General features: G+C 50.8%; 14 protein-coding genes. 5 read left to right on the top strand and 9 right to left on the bottom strand.

What is annotated here, in order from left to right; translation table 11 throughout:
• Window positions 1–187: 187 nt before the first annotated feature.
• Entirely contained in the window at window positions 188–1,117 is a 930-nt protein-coding gene (locus E1189_RS15450; RefSeq protein ID WP_155161228.1) for an electron transfer flavoprotein subunit alpha/FixB family protein, read from the bottom strand.
• Window positions 1,117–1,866 carry an electron transfer flavoprotein subunit beta/FixA family protein gene (locus E1189_RS15445; RefSeq protein ID WP_155161227.1) on the bottom strand — a complete coding sequence of 250 codons (750 nt, stop codon included), beginning with the start codon at window positions 1,864–1,866 and terminating at the stop codon, window positions 1,117–1,119. Before E1189_RS15445 ends, E1189_RS15450 begins: the two co-directional genes overlap by 1 nt.
• A 320-nt stretch (window positions 1,867–2,186) precedes the next feature.
• On the opposite strand from E1189_RS15445, the gene E1189_RS15440 reads away from it, so the two are divergent.
• Complete coding sequence (locus E1189_RS15440; RefSeq protein WP_155161231.1) at window positions 2,187–3,839, top strand: electron transfer flavoprotein-ubiquinone oxidoreductase; 1,653 nt, start codon at window positions 2,187–2,189, stop codon at window positions 3,837–3,839.
• A gap of 116 nt (window positions 3,840–3,955) precedes the next feature.
• Here E1189_RS15440 and E1189_RS15435 read toward each other — a convergent pair whose 3' ends face one another.
• Window positions 3,956–4,531 carry a DUF1285 domain-containing protein gene (locus E1189_RS15435; RefSeq protein WP_408014752.1) on the bottom strand — a complete coding sequence of 192 codons (576 nt, stop codon included), beginning with the start codon at window positions 4,529–4,531 and terminating at the stop codon, window positions 3,956–3,958.
• Window positions 4,532–4,855: 324 nt separating this feature from the next.
• On the opposite strand from E1189_RS15435, the gene E1189_RS15430 reads away from it, so the two are divergent.
• The gene (locus E1189_RS15430; protein ID WP_230460431.1) at window positions 4,856–5,851 is read left to right on the top strand and encodes a hypothetical protein; all 996 of its coding nucleotides are present in this window, start codon (window positions 4,856–4,858) and stop codon (window positions 5,849–5,851) included.
• Here the strand turns inward: E1189_RS15430 and E1189_RS15425 are convergent.
• The 5 genes from E1189_RS15425 to E1189_RS15405 form a co-directional block, all read right to left on the bottom strand.
• Window positions 5,848–6,738, bottom strand: a complete 891-nt coding sequence (locus E1189_RS15425) for a prenyltransferase (RefSeq protein WP_155161225.1) — start codon at window positions 6,736–6,738, stop codon at window positions 5,848–5,850. The genes E1189_RS15430 and E1189_RS15425 overlap by 4 nt on opposite strands.
• A 779-nt stretch (window positions 6,739–7,517) precedes the next feature.
• Entirely contained in the window at window positions 7,518–7,913 is a 396-nt protein-coding gene (locus tag E1189_RS15420) for a hypothetical protein (protein ID WP_155161224.1), read from the bottom strand.
• Window positions 7,914–8,199: 286 nt separating this feature from the next.
• Window positions 8,200–9,654: an aminoacyl-histidine dipeptidase gene (locus E1189_RS15415; protein ID WP_155161223.1), complete on the bottom strand. Its 1,455-nt coding sequence runs from the start codon at window positions 9,652–9,654 to the stop codon at window positions 8,200–8,202.
• Window positions 9,655–9,771: 117 nt separating this feature from the next.
• On the bottom strand, window positions 9,772–10,578 hold the full coding sequence (locus E1189_RS15410) for an MOSC domain-containing protein (RefSeq protein WP_155161222.1): 807 nt from the start codon (window positions 10,576–10,578) through the stop codon (window positions 9,772–9,774).
• 86 nt (window positions 10,579–10,664) lie between these two features.
• Complete coding sequence (locus E1189_RS15405) at window positions 10,665–12,728, bottom strand: S9 family peptidase (RefSeq protein ID WP_155161221.1); 2,064 nt, start codon at window positions 12,726–12,728, stop codon at window positions 10,665–10,667.
• Window positions 12,729–12,889: 161 nt separating this feature from the next.
• On the opposite strand from E1189_RS15405, the gene E1189_RS15400 reads away from it, so the two are divergent.
• The 3 genes from E1189_RS15400 to E1189_RS15390 all read left to right on the top strand — a co-directional run bounded on the left by E1189_RS15400 (window position 12,890) and on the right by E1189_RS15390 (window position 15,975).
• A complete protein-coding gene (locus tag E1189_RS15400) occupies window positions 12,890–13,282 on the top strand; it encodes a hypothetical protein (RefSeq protein ID WP_155161220.1) in 393 nt (130 codons plus the stop codon).
• 21 nt (window positions 13,283–13,303) lie between these two features.
• Complete coding sequence (locus E1189_RS15395) at window positions 13,304–14,074, top strand: class II glutamine amidotransferase (RefSeq protein ID WP_155161219.1); 771 nt, start codon at window positions 13,304–13,306, stop codon at window positions 14,072–14,074.
• Window positions 14,075–14,154: 80 nt separating this feature from the next.
• Window positions 14,155–15,975 (top strand): hypothetical protein, encoded by a 1,821-nt coding sequence (locus E1189_RS15390; protein WP_155161218.1) that lies wholly within the window; start codon window positions 14,155–14,157, stop codon window positions 15,973–15,975.
• Here E1189_RS15390 and E1189_RS15385 read toward each other — a convergent pair.
• Window positions 15,945–16,931 carry a LysR family transcriptional regulator gene (locus E1189_RS15385; RefSeq protein WP_155161217.1) on the bottom strand — a complete coding sequence of 329 codons (987 nt, stop codon included), beginning with the start codon at window positions 16,929–16,931 and terminating at the stop codon, window positions 15,945–15,947. The genes E1189_RS15390 and E1189_RS15385 overlap by 31 nt on opposite strands.
• Between the last annotated feature and the right edge of the window lie 109 nt (window positions 16,932–17,040).

Raw genomic sequence — 17,040 nt, 5'->3', positions numbered from 1 at the left:
ATTATGCGAAAGCAATAGTCCGGGCACTTAGACTTTATTAAAAGTTGCTCTTTAAATGATTAAAGGCAAGTTGGGCTCCTGCTTGATTTTTTCTGCACAAAAAACGAAAAAGCCCGCATTAACAAACCGTTGTTAATGCGGGCTTCTGCACAGGGCCGGTGCAGTCTCTTATGTGAAGCGCACAAGCTTAAATCTTGCTGGTCAGCTCCGGTACAGCTTCAAACAGGTCAGCCACCAGACCGTAGTCGGCAACCTGGAAGATTGGAGCCTCTTCATCTTTGTTAATGGCAACAATGATCTTGGACTCTTTCATACCTGCCAGATGCTGGATAGCGCCGGAGATACCCACAGCCACATACAACTCGGGAGCAACAATCTTACCGGTTTGACCCACCTGCATATCGTTGGGAACAAAACCAGCGTCAACTGCCGCACGGGATGCGCCAACAGCCGCACCCAGCTTGTCTGCCAGGCTGTAGAGAATCTCAAAGTTCTCGCCGTTACCCATACCACGACCACCGGATACCACAACACCCGCAGCCGCCAGCTCAGGGCGATCAGACTTGGCCAGCTCTTCACCAATAAAGGCAGAAGTGCCTGCATCTTGAGTTGCCTCCAGCTGTTCTACGGTAGCAGAACCACCGCTAGCAGCCGCTTTATCAAACGCAGTACCACGCACAGTGATCACCTTTACAGCGGCAGAAGACTGCACTGTCGCAATGGCATTACCGGCATAGATAGGACGCTTGAAAGTGTCGGCACTTTCTACGCTGACGATATCGGAAATCTGGTCAACGTCCAGCAGGGCCGCAACCCGTGGCAGTACGTTTTTACCAGTGGTGGTAGCAGGTGCCAGAATATGGCTGTAACCCTTACCCACTTGTGCAATTAGCAGGCTTACGTTTTCGGCCAGCTGGTTCTGGAAAGAGGCATTGTCTGCTACCAGCACCTTGCTCACACCGTCAACCTGAGCGGCTTCTTCGGCAACAGAACCACATGCGGTTCCGGCAACCAGTACGTTAATATCACCACCAACAGCCTTGGCGGCGGTAACAACAGCCAGCGTTACAGCATTCAGGCTGGCGTTGTCGTGTTCAGCTATTACCAGAATGCTCATCAGATCACCTTCGCCTCATTCTTGAGTTTCTCGACCAGCTCTTCCACACTGCCTACCTTAATACCCGCCTGACGCTCAGCCGGTGCTTCCACCTTCAGCAGGGTGATGGAAGAGGCGACTTCCACACCGTATTCCGCCGGGGTCTTCACAGCCAGAGGCTTGCGTTTAGCTTTCATGATGTTTGGCAGAGACGCGTAACGGGGCTCGTTCAAACGCAGGTCTGTGGTCACAACCGCAGGCAGGTTCAAAGCAACCGTTTGCAGGCCGCCATCGACTTCACGGGTGACATTCACCTTGCCATCCGCCACTTTCACTTCAGAAGCGAAGGTGCCCTGGGGCAGGCCTGCCAGCGCCGCCAGCATTTGTCCGGTCTGGTTGTTATCACTGTCGATGGCCTGCTTGCCGAGGATAACAAGGTCAGGTTTTTCTTCTTCGTAAACAGCTCTCAGGAGTTTGGCGACAGCCAGAGAATCCAGCTTGTCTTCGGTTTCAACTTGAATGCCACGGTCTGCACCCAGTGCCAGAGCAGTACGAATTTGTTCCTGGCAGGCCTTGGGGCCCATGGATACAACAACAATTTCTGTAGCAACCCCCTGCTCTTTTAATCGCACAGCTTCTTCAACGGCGATTTCACAGAAAGGGTTGATGGCCATTTTTACGTTGGTCAGATCAACATCGGTATTGTCAGACTTAACGCGTACCTTGACGTTGTAGTCTATTACGCGTTTGACAGCTACAAGAACCTTCATATGTTTGCAGCCTTCCTTTATTCATTGTTGGGCTGGAGCGGTGTGTGAGTCGGTCAAGGCGCGCTCACGCCTGACTCCCCCTTCGCGGAACCGAGTGTATCAGCAGACAAATACGTATTCAAACGTATGTTTGAGATGCACACACCCACTCACTTTTCATCAACAAATAGGCAAGCGAATAGCTTTTATATACGTATTTGCCGTTGGCACTTCCTGAACTCGGCTTTATAATGCCTCAAAAAATTCAAACAACTGTTTGACTCTAGGATAAGTCCAAAATTGCCGAATTGACCACACTGGAGGTCCCGATGTCCGATGAAATGCAACGTGAATCCATGGAATTTGATGTTGTCATCGTTGGTGGTGGCCCGTCAGGTTTGTCCGCAGCCTGTCGCTTGATGCAGCAGGCTCAGGAAGCCGAACAGGAACTGACCGTCTGTCTGGTGGAGAAAGGCTCCGAAGTGGGTGCCCATATTCTTTCCGGTGCTGTCTTTGAGCCTCGTGCCCTGAATGAACTCTTCCCGGATTGGAAAGAGAAAGGCGCGCCGTTAAACACACCCGTTACCGATGATGAAATCCACTATCTCACCGGCCCTGAAAGTGGCAAAAAGTTCCCCGCCTTCATGACCCACAAAACCATGCACAACGAAGGCAACTATATTATCAGCCTGGGTAACCTGTGCCGCTGGCTCGGTGAGCAGGCCGAACAACTGGGGGTAGAAATCTTCCCCGGTTTTGCCGCGCAGGATGTGATTATTGAAGACGGTGTGGTGAAAGGCATTATTACCGGCGATATGGGTATTGCCGAAGACGGCTCCCATAAAGACAGCTACATGCCCGGCATGGAGCTACGCGCCAAATACACCCTTTTTGCTGAAGGTTGTCGTGGTCATCTGGGCAAGCAGCTGATCAGTCAGTTCAAACTGGATGAAGGCAAAGATCCTTCCCACTACGGCATCGGTATCAAAGAGCTGTGGGATATTCCTGCAGAGAAGCACAAGCCCGGTCTGGTACTGCACTCCGCAGGCTGGCCTCTGACCGAGAGCGGCTCCACCGGCGGCAGCTTCCTCTATCATCTGGAGAACAATCAGGTGGTTGTGGGCCTGATTACCGACCTGAACTACTCCAACCCTCACGTCAGCCCGTTTGACGAATTCCAACGACTGAAAACCAACCCGCTGTACAAGCAATACCTGGAAGGCGGCAAGCGCGTGTCCTACGGCGCCCGCGCTTTGAACAAAGGCGGCTTGCAGTCTCTGCCAAAGATGGCCTTTGCCGGTGGTCTGCTAATCGGCTGTGATGCCGGCACTATGAACAACGCCAAAATCAAAGGCTCTCACACCGCTATGAAGAGCGGTATGCTGGCGGCTGAAACTGTATTCAAGGCCATTAGCGGTGGCGACGAAGGCGGTAAGGAGCTGACATCCTTTGCTACGGCCTTTGAGAACTCCTGGCTTCACGAAGAGCTGCACGCCCAACGTAACTTCGGCCCGCTGTTGCACAAGTTTGGTGCCTTTGTGGGTGGCGCTATCGCCTGGTTTGATATCAACATATTCAACGGTAAGCTTCCGTTCACTCTACGCGACCCGATTGCAGATCACACCCAGATGAAGCCTGCGTCGGCATGCTCTAAGATTGATTATCCAAAGCCAGACGGCAAGCTGACCTTTAACAAGCTGGATTCTGTATTCCTGTCCAGCACCAACCACGAAGAAGACCAGCGCTGCCACCTGCAGCTGAAAGACCCGGAACTGCCTATCCGCGACAACCTGCCAAAATTTGACGAACCCGCCCAACGGTACTGTCCGGCCGGTGTTTACGAAGTGGTAGAGAATGAAGACGGCAGCCAGCGATTCCAGATTAACGCCCAGAACTGCGTGCACTGCAAAACCTGTGATATTAAAGATCCAGCTCAGAATATTACCTGGGTAACACCTGAAGGGGCTGGTGGGCCGAACTATCCAAATATGTAAATGACGCCCATAACCAATAAGGCAGGGAAACCCCTGCTTTATTGGTTTTAACGAGCAAAGCTACTCTAAAATCTGTTACGCGAAAGAACTTCCAACGATTTAGCGATGAGTGGAGCTTACCGAGAGACTGGTGCGATCTGAAAAAACACGCCGCCACTTTCAACTCCGTACCACTCTCGCTCTCCCATGGAACGAATCTCTGCCATATCAACCAGTTGGTAGAACACATTCCTGTGCAGGCGCGCCTCAAGACCTTTTCGGACCAGAATGTAAGGAGCAGGCTCTTCTGTTCCCGGTGCCAGCTCAACACGCAGAGGGTTATCCGTGCTGGCAATCACACTGTCCCCGACATTGGTCATAAACCTCAGGGCAGACTTGCCATCCTCTTCCACCCGCTCCACAGAAATTGCAATGAACGGAACATCCTCAACTGTGATACCCACCTTCTCAACAGGCGTGACCAGAAAGTAATCGTCATCATCCTTACGCAACACTGTGGAGAACAGCCGTACCATGCGCTCACGGCCAATCGGGCTGTTCATGTAATGCCATGAACCATCCCGCTTGATGACCATATCACTATCGCCACAGAAAGGAGGGTTCCACTTGTGCACGGGAGGCAGAGCATTCTTTTTACTGGCTTCAGCTACCTGCTCAAGCAGGTCTCCTGTACGATCATTTTTCTCTGACACGAAACTGCCCTCTCCCACCATAAAACAGCACAAATTCACTGAATTTTTTTCAACTAGTATATGGCTTCAACGGATGGAAAATCGAGGAACTCGTGGGTGATTTTTTCATAAATCCTTCGCAGTCTCTTTTACCTATGGCACATTATCAGCCAGACAAGCTGCATTATCAGGGAACTTGTAAACCAGCGTCACAAAATAAAACTGTAAAAAGTGGAAGGTACAGAAATACCTGCTAAATAATGAGAATCATTCTCACAAAAATATGGTATTTCAGTGAAAAACTGGTGCATACCCCTTCGACAATTCGCCCTTAACCTTCTGTTTTTGATCTCCATTTTATCCTATGGAAGCAGTTATGGAGACAACCATGAAAACATTACCGAGCTATTCCCTGAAGGCTCCGCAGCATCATTCAAAATCCATGAAAAAACCTCCAGCAATAACAACCGCCAGGCCACGATTACACTGAAAGGGTCCTACGGCACCTATCCCTATCTCGCCCCATGGGACACAAGCAGCCGTCCTGATTGCCACACTCTTCAGCATGAAATTCTTGAGGCTTTCGACCTGGAAGAACAGCAGGTGCACTTTCAGTGTTTCCAGCCAGAAACAGCAGAGCACTCTATCGCCCTGCGATTAAAGGAAGATCCACAGTGGCAATTAGAGAGTCTGGTCTGGCATAACGGCTGGGTCGGCATAACAGCATGGGTTGTATCATCTGTAGCGGTGGACACCGAGAAAATGAAAGAGCTTCTGGCCAGACAAAACCGTCTTATGGAAAACTCCCGGCTGATGGCTACACAATGGCCAGGGCTTGGGACAAGAGAACAGAGCCTGCCATCTGCCGCCCTGTCCTTCCTCTATGGCAGCAAAGCCGCCTTACTTAACGGATTTGTGATTGCCTGGCATACCAAAGAGATAGTGGAACATGGAGCGCATATTGTAGCGGCCATGAAAAGCCATAACCTGAGTAGCTTTTCCCTGAACCTGCTGGCTTTGGCGTTACATACCCTGGATGGACTGGAACATATAGACAGCACTTTTGTCGGTGATTATGTGCACCTGAATTTTCGAGGCGACATCATTAAAGCCAGCCCTGCCCCCCATGCCACAAACATTAGTATGAGCGGTACATCACTGGCTTTTGCCGTACACGATTTATTTTTTGGACACTGCCACGACTGCCACACTCAATCAAAACTGAATAAAGTGTGGAAAGCCTTTGGCTACCTGCATGCAGGCTTCCACACTTATGAGCTTTATGAGGCCTTGAGCCGGTGGTATTACGGTGAACCTGCCCACGAGCACTGTCACCATTAAATCGCCACCATAAAGCAGATACCAAAAATCAGGAAGAAACGCCCTGTCAGCGGTGGCAATCGCACAAGGCGTTTTCTTTCTGAGGCCTGCTTTACAGTACGCAGCAAAGCCACAGGTTGTTTTAGCACCAAAGCGGGTACCAGCATCAGCCAGGGCAAAGCCATAGCCCCCGACAGGCCAATCGCAAAGGCCATAACAATCGCGGCAACACCCAGCAGAATATAAATCAATGAAGAGAATCTATAGCCCATACGCACGGTGAAGGTGCCAATATCGTTATCAATATCTTCATCCACATCCCGCAACTCATTAGCCAGTAGTAACATACTGGAGATCATACTCACCGGAATAGAGTACAGAAAAATATGGTGCCCCAGATTCCCTGTTACTGCGAGATAACTGCCGGATACCATCAAAACTCCCGTAAATAGAAAAACCCCCACAACACCAAGGCCACGATTTTTATAAGCAATGGGGGTTCCCGTGTAGTAGTACCCTCCGGCAGCACCCAACAGGACAATTAACAAAAGCTTCCAGCCCGCAAAGTACACAAGCACGATACCTATTGCTGCAGCAACAGAGGTTATGGCTTTTGCAATGGCCATATTCTTACGAATCATATTGCGAATATTGCTGGCGTACTTGTCATCCCTGTTCGCCCAAAGGCGTAGATCAGCATAATCATTAAACAGATTGACCGCAGCCTGCAGAAGAATGCCGGCGATCATCACCAGGGTTGCCCGAAGAGCATCCCCTTCACCTGCACCATAAGCCAGGGCAATACCCAGGCCACAGGCTACAACCGCCACACTCAGAGAGAAAGGGCGAAGCGCACGCACAAAGAAATACTTAGATGGAGCAGGGAGATTTACGGAGTCAGCACTCATTTCAACGATTCAACTTGTCATCATGTGATAAATCGGGGGAGGGAATAATAGTGAAGTCTGCTCAGTGCGCCTACCCGCACTGTCCGCAGCTTTACAAACCAGCGACAAACAGCAGATAAAAAAGAACCGGTGTGCTGGGGGAAGCATCACCGGCCAAGACCATTCAGTTATTCACACACCCCAAAACAGAAAGAGGACGTTTGCTTTACCTACTTCACATTTTCTCCCCCTTACCCCCTCTTCTTCAGGCAAGGTGGGAAAAAGAACCGGTGTGCTGGGGGAAGCATCACCGGCCAAGATCATAGGAGTGAAACACAGGTACACAATCCAAAAGTACCAAGGTCATTCGCTGACCTCGCCAGTGAGATTGTAGGGGGATATCAATCGCGCTGGCGGGTACAAGTATTACCCACTTCGATAGGAACGCCAGCTCATCATTAGATGATATTTTTATAAACTATGGTGCGCAATTTATGGAATGGTCTGAAAGAATTGCCGAGCTGGCCGTGAATTTGCTTAATTGCAATCGAGAGGGTCGGACACGCCACAGAACCGGGCATTTAAGAGAAAACGAGAGTAAGGAAAACAGAATGAGGGAAAAGAGGGAGAGTTTTCAATTATGATAGAAATGTCGGGCCATTAGCATATTGAATCGCTGCTGCCATTCTATACTCTGGCCCGCCACTGCTTGACGGCTTTTCCGGGTTATCTGATTCGTTACAGGACTCCATCGAAATGGAAACCCGCATCCTCAAATATCCCGGAATGGCATCAGAGAATTAAGCTGTTTCAGCTTCTTTCTCTTCTGCTTCAGCCTTGAGCTTGTCCAGTTCCAGCTTAGTAGCATCAAACTGTTGCTGCAGCTGCTTCTGTTTACTCTTTAGGGCTTTGTTTTCTGCGGTCATATCCCTGTTCTGCTCCTGAAGACGCTTAATCTGCTTCTTCATACGATCAGGGTTCTGTTCGCGGAGAACCTTTATTTCTTTGTCGAGTCCTTTGATCTGGTTACCGGCTTTGACAACTTTGCCATCGGCGGTTTCCAGTTGACTCTTCAGGCTTTGAACTTCTTCAGTATGCTTCGTGGTGATTTCCAGAAGCGCTTCCAGCCGACGTTGCTCAATCAGCTCGAGCTCTTCATTCTTGAAGAAACGTCCGCCCACGCTGAGCGTTCCCATTGGATTTACCTCTTGGACGATATCTTTCTGTGCGGGATTCAATTTGGAGTGATATTTTGATGTGTACGAAGCCGCTAGATTATACACATTCAAAATAATAAGTCAGCCCATTTTGCAAAAAAACCGCAAAAAAGTGCCCACTCCCTGTAAAGCTGGGCGGCACATTACCAATAAACGACATGCATCGCCAGCTTTAAGTAACCAAATCATTGCTTTCGTGTAGTCTGGTGGCGTTTTATGCAACTGCTACACACTGATCACGTACAGAGGAATAAAGTCAATAGGCTTATTCCGCCACAGGCATTCGCACCAGCGCCTCGCTCAGCAGGTTCCAGAACTTCTCAACACTATCAATTTCCACCTTCTCGTCGGGAGAATGGGGGAAGCAGATGGTGGGGCCAATGGAGAGCATATCCCAGGTAGGATACTTACTGCCCAGCAGACCACATTCCAGACCCGCGTGAATCACCTTCACAGCAGGCACTTTGCTGTACAGCGCCTCATAGGTTTCCTTCATAGACGCAAGTATCGCGGAGTCCATATTCGGCTGCCAGCCTGGGAACAGGCCCTCCAGGCGCGCTTCCATACCAGCCAGACGCATCAGGCCAACCAGACGCTCACCCATTTCAGATGTAGCGCTGTCTACCAGAGAGCGGGCAAAACAGTGAACACCAACCTTGCCGTCGCGCACAGTCATAATGGCGAAATTGTTGGACGTCTCAACAACGCCTTCCACACTTTCACTCATACGCTCAACACCGTTTGGCATGGCATGGAACAGGTTCAGCCACTTCTGCTGGTCTGCCTGTGCCATAACCTTCTCGCCAGCTTCAACAGCTGTTGCCGTAATAGTCACACCGTCATCAGTAGCTGACAGAATATTACGGGTAATGGCCAGCTGCTGATCCACAATAGCCGCAACATCTTCGGCCTTATCAGCGGGGACAGCAACAGTCGCAAAGGCTTCGCGGGGAATGGCATTGGAAAGGCTGCCACCGTCGATGTCTGCCAAACGCACACCTGCATCCTGAAGAGCTTTCAGCAGGTTCACCATAATTTTGTTGGCATTACCGCGCTGCAGGTGAATATCGCAACCAGAGTGACCACCTTTCAGACCTTTCACTTCCAGTCGCAGCCAGTTCATACCGGCAACGGTTTCCTCAGCATAGGAAGCTTCGCCCAGTGCATCTACACCACCAGCGCAGCCAACGTATAGCTCACCTTCTTCTTCGGTATCCAGATTCAAAAGAATGTTGCCCTGCAACCAGCCTGTTTTCAGCTCTTCGGCACCGGCCATGGAGCGCTCTTCATCGATAGTGAACAGGGCTTCTACCGGGCCATGCTCCAGCGTTTTGCTTTCCAGAACAGCCATAGCCGCTGCCATGCCAATGCCGTTATCTGCACCCAGAGTGGTGCCACGGGCTTTAACCCAGCCATCATCAACATAAGCTTGAATAGGGTCTTTGCTGAAGTCGTGATCTGTATCTGCATTCTTCTGGGGAACCATATCCAGGTGGCCCTGCAGAATCACACCCACACGGTTTTCATAACCTGGAGTCGCAGGCTTTCGAATCACTACGTTACCGCAATCATCCGTGTCTGCTTCCAAACCCTGCTCGGCAGCAAACGCCAGCACATGCTGACGCAAAGCCTCTTCTTCACCGGATGGGTGGGGAATATCACAGATGGACTGAAAGTGCTTCCAGAGGGGGGCAGGTTGAAGATTGTGCAATTCAGACATGACGTCAATCCTTTACAGCGTTGCTGTATTGAGAAGTATGTTGCATTTATACAACCGTAATTACGACAAACCCCATAGGGACATACCGCAATTCACACTTCTCTGTTCAATTAACGACTAGTCAAGCACCTCCACCTGCATGCCAACAGACAACAGACCGGTACCATGGTGAATCATATTCTGCCCAAAAATAACTCCCTTATCGTTACGACGATACTGCGCCAGTGTACGCAGGGGCTCTTTGTTTTTTTCTGCTGTGTCTGTGTTCACTGTTGTCATCACACAACGTGTGCAGTCTTTTACACCGGAGAACTCTATGCCGCCAATGCGTATACGATTCCACTGATCTTCGGCGTGAGGCTCACAACCTTTTACGACGATGTTTGGGCGAAAGCGTTTCATAGGTACACTGTCTTCACCATTTTCAGCTAACTTAGTGTTCAGTAATTCCAGAGAAGCTTCGGAGATCAGTAAAAAAGGGAAGCCATCAGCAAAACTGGCGCGTATGCCTTCTTTGGCATAGCGGCGATCTACCTGCCGAAAGCTGGTATCCGGCATAAACACTAAACGACAGGATTTACCAATCACCTCACTGCACCACTGGGCTGCGTTATCACCGGCATCCCGTGCGCCACATGTGTCACTCCAGACTGTAGCCGAACACACGCCCCCCTGATCAGGCCGGGATACAGCCAGTTCACCCTGTTCAGGATGCCTTAACACAAGGCCACTCACTGTCGGCACACAGACAATCTTCACCATTTGCGGATGTGTGCGCTGACTCACAAACAGTCCAGTGTTACTGTCAATAACCATCCAGCGTCGGTCACCGGTCAAACCAAAACTATCCACTGTCCAGTTTGTCGCAGTAAGCTGGCGACAGGATTTAACGGGGTACACTGCAAGTTCTGAAACGATCAACATTTTTTACATTCTTCTCAGCACGACTTTCGTCTGAAAGTGTATCCAGATTCCATTCACATCAGCAGGTGCTGCCCAGTGAATAACTGTTAGTTACTGTCTCTGCCTGCCCCCACAACGGTCAAAATAAACGCCTGCTCAAAGGCTGCTTCCTTCATGGCTTCATAACGACCAGATGCACCAAAGTGCCCTGCTCCCATATGGGTTTTCAGAAACACAGGGCTGTTACCGGTGTTTCGTTCACGCATGCGGGCAACCCACTTGGCAGGTTCCCAGTACTGCACCCGGCGATCCTCCAGCCCACCCAGAACCAGCTGGGGCGGATAATTTGCGGCCTGAATATTGTCGTAAGGAGAGTAGGTTTTCATATAGTCATATACGGCCTTGTCCGCCGGATCGCCCCACTCATCGTATTCGGTCACAGTCAAAGGCAGATTGGGGTTTTGCATAGTGGTGAGCACATCCACAAACGGCACATCCAGCACAGCACCGGCAAACAGTTCAGAAGCCATATTCAGCACAGCCCCCATCAGCAGACCACCGGCACTGCCGCCGGAAATCACCAATTTATTTTTATCCGCAAAACCTTCATCAATCAGCATACGGGCGCAGGCCACAAAATCGTGGAAGGTGTTTTTCTTAGACAATCGTCGTCCATCCCGGTACCAGTATTCCCCCAGATCAGCACCGCCACGGATGTGGGCAATAGCAAACAGCAGACCACGGTCCAGCAGATTAATGCGCCCACGGGCAAAGTAAGGATCTTCACTGGCACCGTAGGAGCCATAGCCATACAGCATCACAGGGGCTGGTTTTTGGAAGCTCTCCTTTAAACCTACAATGCTGACCGGCACCTGAACACCGTCGTGACTGGTCGCCATCACACGGCGGGTTTCGTAACGGGACGCATCAAAACCGCCGAGCACGGGCATCTGCCTGCGCAGGGTTTGCTGCCCGGTTTTCAGGCACACATCAATCACCGAAGGCGGGCAGTTCATGGATTCGTATTCCAGACGCAGGAAATCCGCTGCATACTCCGCATTATCACAACCGCCCACAGACCAGGCTTCGTCAGGGAAATCCAGTGTCCGTACACTGCCTTCTTTTTCCCGGATACGCACCTGCACCAGCCCGCCTTCCCGTTCAAAAGTCACAATGTGTTTGAGGAACAACTCGTAATCTTCCAGGGTCACATCATCACGGTGAGGCAATAGTTCCTGCCACTGATCCGGTGTTTCAAAATCAGCCGTCACCAGACGGTAATTAATACCTGTATCATTGGTGCGAATAATCAGCTTCCCGCCATCGGAATCCGGGTAATACTCCAGCCCTTTTTGTCGGGGGCGAATCATCTTCAGGGGCGTCTCGGGGGTGGTTAAATCGCCCACAAAGCATTCCGAAGTATCCGTACTGGCCAGCTCTACGAAAAAACAGGTTTCCGCGCGGTCTGGATAAGCGGAGAGGAAGAACCGTTCATCGCTTTCTTCCAGAAGGGTCAGGTCAGCTTTTCTGCCTGTGCCTAAACGGTGGAAACACAGCTGCCATGGGCGGTAGTTGTCGTCCAGACGGATATACCAGAAAGACTGACTGTCTTTCGCCCATACGACACTGGCCGCACAACCGTCCAGTACATCGTCCAGCAGCTCGCCGGTGGCGAGGTTTTTGATCCGTAATGTCCAGCTCTCATTGCCAGCAAAGTCTTCCGCCCATGCCAGAAGCTGATTATCGGGGCTAACAGCCATAACGCCGAGATCAAAGTAATCGTGGTCGTCCCCCAGAGCTGTGGAGCGTTCGTTACCGTCAAAAATAACCTGTTCGGGCTGATCACCATGGCGGCGGTAGTGAACCGCATAATCCTTGCCCTTAAAAGTACGGCTGAAAAAGGTATAACCATGCCATGTGTAAGGCTGGGATTCGTCGTCTTCCTTCAGCCGGGCTTTCATCTCGTCGTAGAGGGTTTTCTGAAGCGCATCTGTGGAGGCCATACCCACTTTGGTGTAGGCATTCTCAGCCTTTAGCCAGTGCTCGACCTCTTTGCTGTCCCGCTCTTCCAGCCAGCGATATTCATCCACCCGTTGCCCGTGGGAATCTTCAACCTGAACGGGCCGGGAAGGTGCAACGGGGGGCCTGGCGGAAAAAGGGGGAAAATCCATAAAACAGCAAAATCCTGAGGTATAAAAATAAGAGAATGGCTGATTGTGCCCTGAAATCTTATGATTGCAACCTATGCTTTTCAGGGCTGTGCTTTCCTCAACGGCGGGAGATCAGTAAAATCAAAGAATTGTTTATTTTTGACTAGGTTACAGAACATTCCATGACCCTCACCCAGTATTTAATTGCCTGGACCGTTTATATCACTGCAGCCATTGGTTGTCTGGTGGTATGGGGCAGAATGACAGCGGGTCTGAACCCCAAACTGGCCAGCTGGCTGAGGTTCTGGGCAGCCTCACTGGTGCTGACTCCCGGCTTTACCGATCAGGATATGACCTGGTTTTCCCCCGCAACCCTCGCCATGATTTATGATGGCCTCACCCATGGCCCGGAAAGCATGGTGCACAATGGCATAGTTGTTGTTGTATCCCTGATTGTTTTCTCTCTGCTGAAGCTGTTGTTTTTCTCCACGCCCAAGGGCGCCCGGGCTTCAAAAAATAGCCAGCCCACCTCCCCCAAGCGCACTGAACCCAACGTAAGTGCTGATCCATCCTGATGCTGTACGAGGAAGTCATCTATGTGTGAACTGCTGGGCATGAGCGCCAACACACCCACTGACATTGTTTTTAGTTTTACCGGATTGATGCAGCGCAGCGGTGTCACCGGCCCCCACCGGGATGGCTGGGGTATTTCCTTTTATGAAGGCAAGGGCATTCGGGATTTTCGTGATCCGAACCCTGCGTTCACATCTGAAATCGCTCAGCTGGTTCAGCAATATCCTATCAAAAGTGAAACCGTCATCAGCCATATCCGTCAGGCTAATGTCGGGCAGGTATGTCTGGAAAACACTCACCCCTTTACCCGGGAGCTGTGGGGGCGCTACTGGACCTTTGCCCATAATGGCCAGCTGAAAGAGATCAGATCCAAACCCCTCAAGCACTACTTTCCCGTGGGAACAACCGACAGTGAATACGCCTTCTGCTGGCTGATGGATCAGGTACGGGAACGTTTCCCCAAACCGCCCTCGCGCACAGAAACCCTCTGGCGTTTTATCCGCACCCTGTGTGATGAGCTGCGCACCATGGGTGTTTACAACATGCTGCTCAGCAATGGCCGGGATCTGGGCTGTTACTGCTCCACCAAACTCTGCTGGATTACCCGTCGTGCGCCATTTACCAGAGCGTCGTTGAAAGACGCGGACGTGACTGTCGATTTCCATCAGGAAACGACACCAGATGACGTTGTAACTGTAATTGCGACCATGCCACTCACAGATAACGAAGAGTGGCATATTATGGAGACGGGAGAGATTCAGATTTTTCGTAAGGGGGAAGCTCTGGTTCTCTAGCGTTAACAACAATGTTAGTGATTCCGCCATGCAAATCCGCAAAAAATAGCCCGTAAGCCTCACTGCGGATGGAGATAAGCATGGAGACACGTGGGCTCATACCACCTCCGACACCAGCGGATAGTACTGTCCCGGAGCCTTTAGCCGGTGAGAAGGAATCAGTCGCTCAAAAAGGTAAAGACAGCTCTGCAACAGCAGTGGCTCAGGCTGCTGCTGTTCAGCCAAAACACCGTTTTCACTTTGAAAATGGGTATTGTTACATTCCTTTTGGCGAATGGAATAAATCTCTTTTAAAACGCAAAGCAGACAAATGCCTGTTTTTCATCAGCTCCATGCGTCATGCACTCATTGTTCCTGCAACCTATGGCTACCCACATCTAACCATTGATATTGCTGAAACACGCTTCCCCCATGCACTGCATAAGACAAACGATAAGGTCGCCATAAGGGTGTCCTGTGCCCACTTCTCCGCATCAAAACGTGGAGACCGCTTCGGGTTTTACCTGTGTGGCAGTCAACTTATTCCAGATAAAAAACTTCCCGCGGATATCGAACACACCGTGTGCCGCATTTTGAAACAGGCCTCATTGCCCTACTGGCTGGTGCAGGAATACAGCCCTCCCACTGAGCCCCCTGCTGAAACGCTCCCGGCGCGCGAGGAAACGACACCACCTGACAGAGAAGAGCCAGCTTTTCAGCCACCTGAGCTGCCACCCCCACCAGCCGACACCAGAGTCGTTGCACACCCTATGGCCAAAAAACCAGCCAAAAAATCAGCCAAAAAATCAGCCAAAAAACCAGCCCAAAAGAGTAAGCGCCCACCACAGGCGCCTGCCACCGTTGTTCCCCCGAAAAGCTCTTATGATATCTGGGGTGAACAGCTGCAGGTTGATAACTTTCTGGAAGCCCTTGATCAGCTTGATCTCTCTGTATTCAGTGAACAGCAGCTGCCACAGGTATTAGATTACTTCCGTCATACCAAGGCCAAAAGAACGCGTCAGACCAACGATTACAAGTGCAAGATATTAGAAAGAGTAAGAGTGATACCAGCCACATTATGTGAGAATCTGGAGCTTATGGTGACAGCCACAGAAAAAACCGGGCGCAGGCAAAAGATATACCAGAAAGCTTCTATCAGAAAAACAAAAAAAGAGATTCTTGCCACAAAAGATGTCAGCTCTCCTTCGGGGGGTGGGTACGATATGTCTCAGTACGATGCGGCACTGGATTCCGGGCTTCATCAGATACGCCCTGAACATCTTTTTCCTGCCTCAAAAATCCCCAGCCCAGATGATCAGGAGAAGTATGCCGCCTACCGGGCTGCAATGCTTCTCTCTATCAATAATCTGGGCGTAAATTTCTACACCCTCAGGAGCCAGGAATTTTTTGGCCGTGCTTACTATCTTGCGCGCCATCTGATTGTTGCATGCAGGAAATGCGCACCTTTCATTGAGAGGCAGGTGATGCAATTTGAGACATTTATGAGCGATCTCAGTGATCACTATGACAGGAAAAGGAAAGAAGCCTCAGTCGATATTATCACCCCTGAGGACTTGCTGAAGCAACAGGAGAGCAGTAACAAGATCAATGCTATTAACGATGAGGCCATTCAGACGTTCAGCAGCCTTGCACAGACACTGGGGGATATATCCACTCAATTGCCCTACCTGACTCTGAAGACATGGACACTCTTCGAGAAAAAGGCGGCTGTTTTATTAAAAAATATCCGCAAATTTGACCCTGCCAACAGAGACGATATGTGCCTGGCCCTGACATATATGGAGACCTTAATAGCGCTTCTGGAATCATTGGAAGACGTGCCCGGTGAAAAATATCATTCAGCGCAAACGGGTAAGCCCTCCAGGGCTGCTCAGGCAGCACCACGAGGGACTTCAGAATGAAACGGACAGGCACAGGACGCAGCCATCTTTTCCTGCTGCTGCAGGGCACGGCACTCATCCAGCAGCAAACTGCGAAACCACATATGGGCCGGGTCACGGTTAACAAGGCTGTGCCAGGTGAGCTGATACTGCGAGTTGAGGCTTGCCATCTCGGCAGGCAGAGCCACCACCTGCAGGTTATAGCGATCCACCAGCATCTTATTCAGGAATGTGGTACCAATCATCATGGCATCGGACTGACTGACCACTTCAAAGGCGAGATGGGGGTCGGATGTGGACAGCATCACTTCACGGTTGGCCAGCAGCATAGCTATTTTACTGGCAAACGGATTCTCTTCGTATTCTGCAATAGTCAGCCGCACATGGGGGTAGGCAAGAAACTGGGTCCGGGTTAACTTCTCAAGGCTTGCGTAAGGGTGATGACGAGCCATCAAAACCTGCCCGCCCACCGGCCCGATAATCTGCCGATGCAGATCCGCCCGCTCCAGTGGCAGGATATTGATACAGACATCAAGCTTACCAGTCCCCATATCATTCAGGCTGTGTGGCGACCAGGGATGAACCCGCACCTTCACCTGAGGCGCCTCTTTGCGCAAACGTATCAGCAAGGGCGGAATAATCTGCATGGACAGATGTTCCATCACGCTGACAGTGAATTCCTTCGTACACGTGGCCGGGTCAAATTCCGGTGGGGTAATCACACGGGACACCATGCCCAGAGCATCCCCCAGCTCGCTTTTCAGTTCAACGGCTCGTGTTGTAGGTTGCAAACCGTGGGGGCGGCGGATAAACAGGTCATCACTGAAAATATCCCGCAAACGCCCAAGGGAGCGGCTGATAGCCGACTGACTGAGGCACAGTCGATCCGCTGCCCGGCTGACACTGCATTCTTCCAGAAGAACATGCAGGGTCACCAGCAGGTTAAGATCAACACGTCGCAAATTGTCGGGTTTCATACAGCACTCCACAAACCCGGCTGTGCAGAAAATTGTGTAAAAAAGAGGCACGGCCAGATTGCGGGATACTAACCGGTTATACGGCGGCGGTAGGATAGGTATTTGCCGA

This window comes from Parendozoicomonas verongulae (assembly GCF_009711465.1).
Lineage (GTDB): Bacteria > Pseudomonadota > Gammaproteobacteria > Pseudomonadales > Endozoicomonadaceae > Sansalvadorimonas > Sansalvadorimonas verongulae.
The sequence above is the reverse complement of the archived record's forward strand: the minus strand, read 5'-3'. Positions and strand labels throughout refer to the sequence as shown.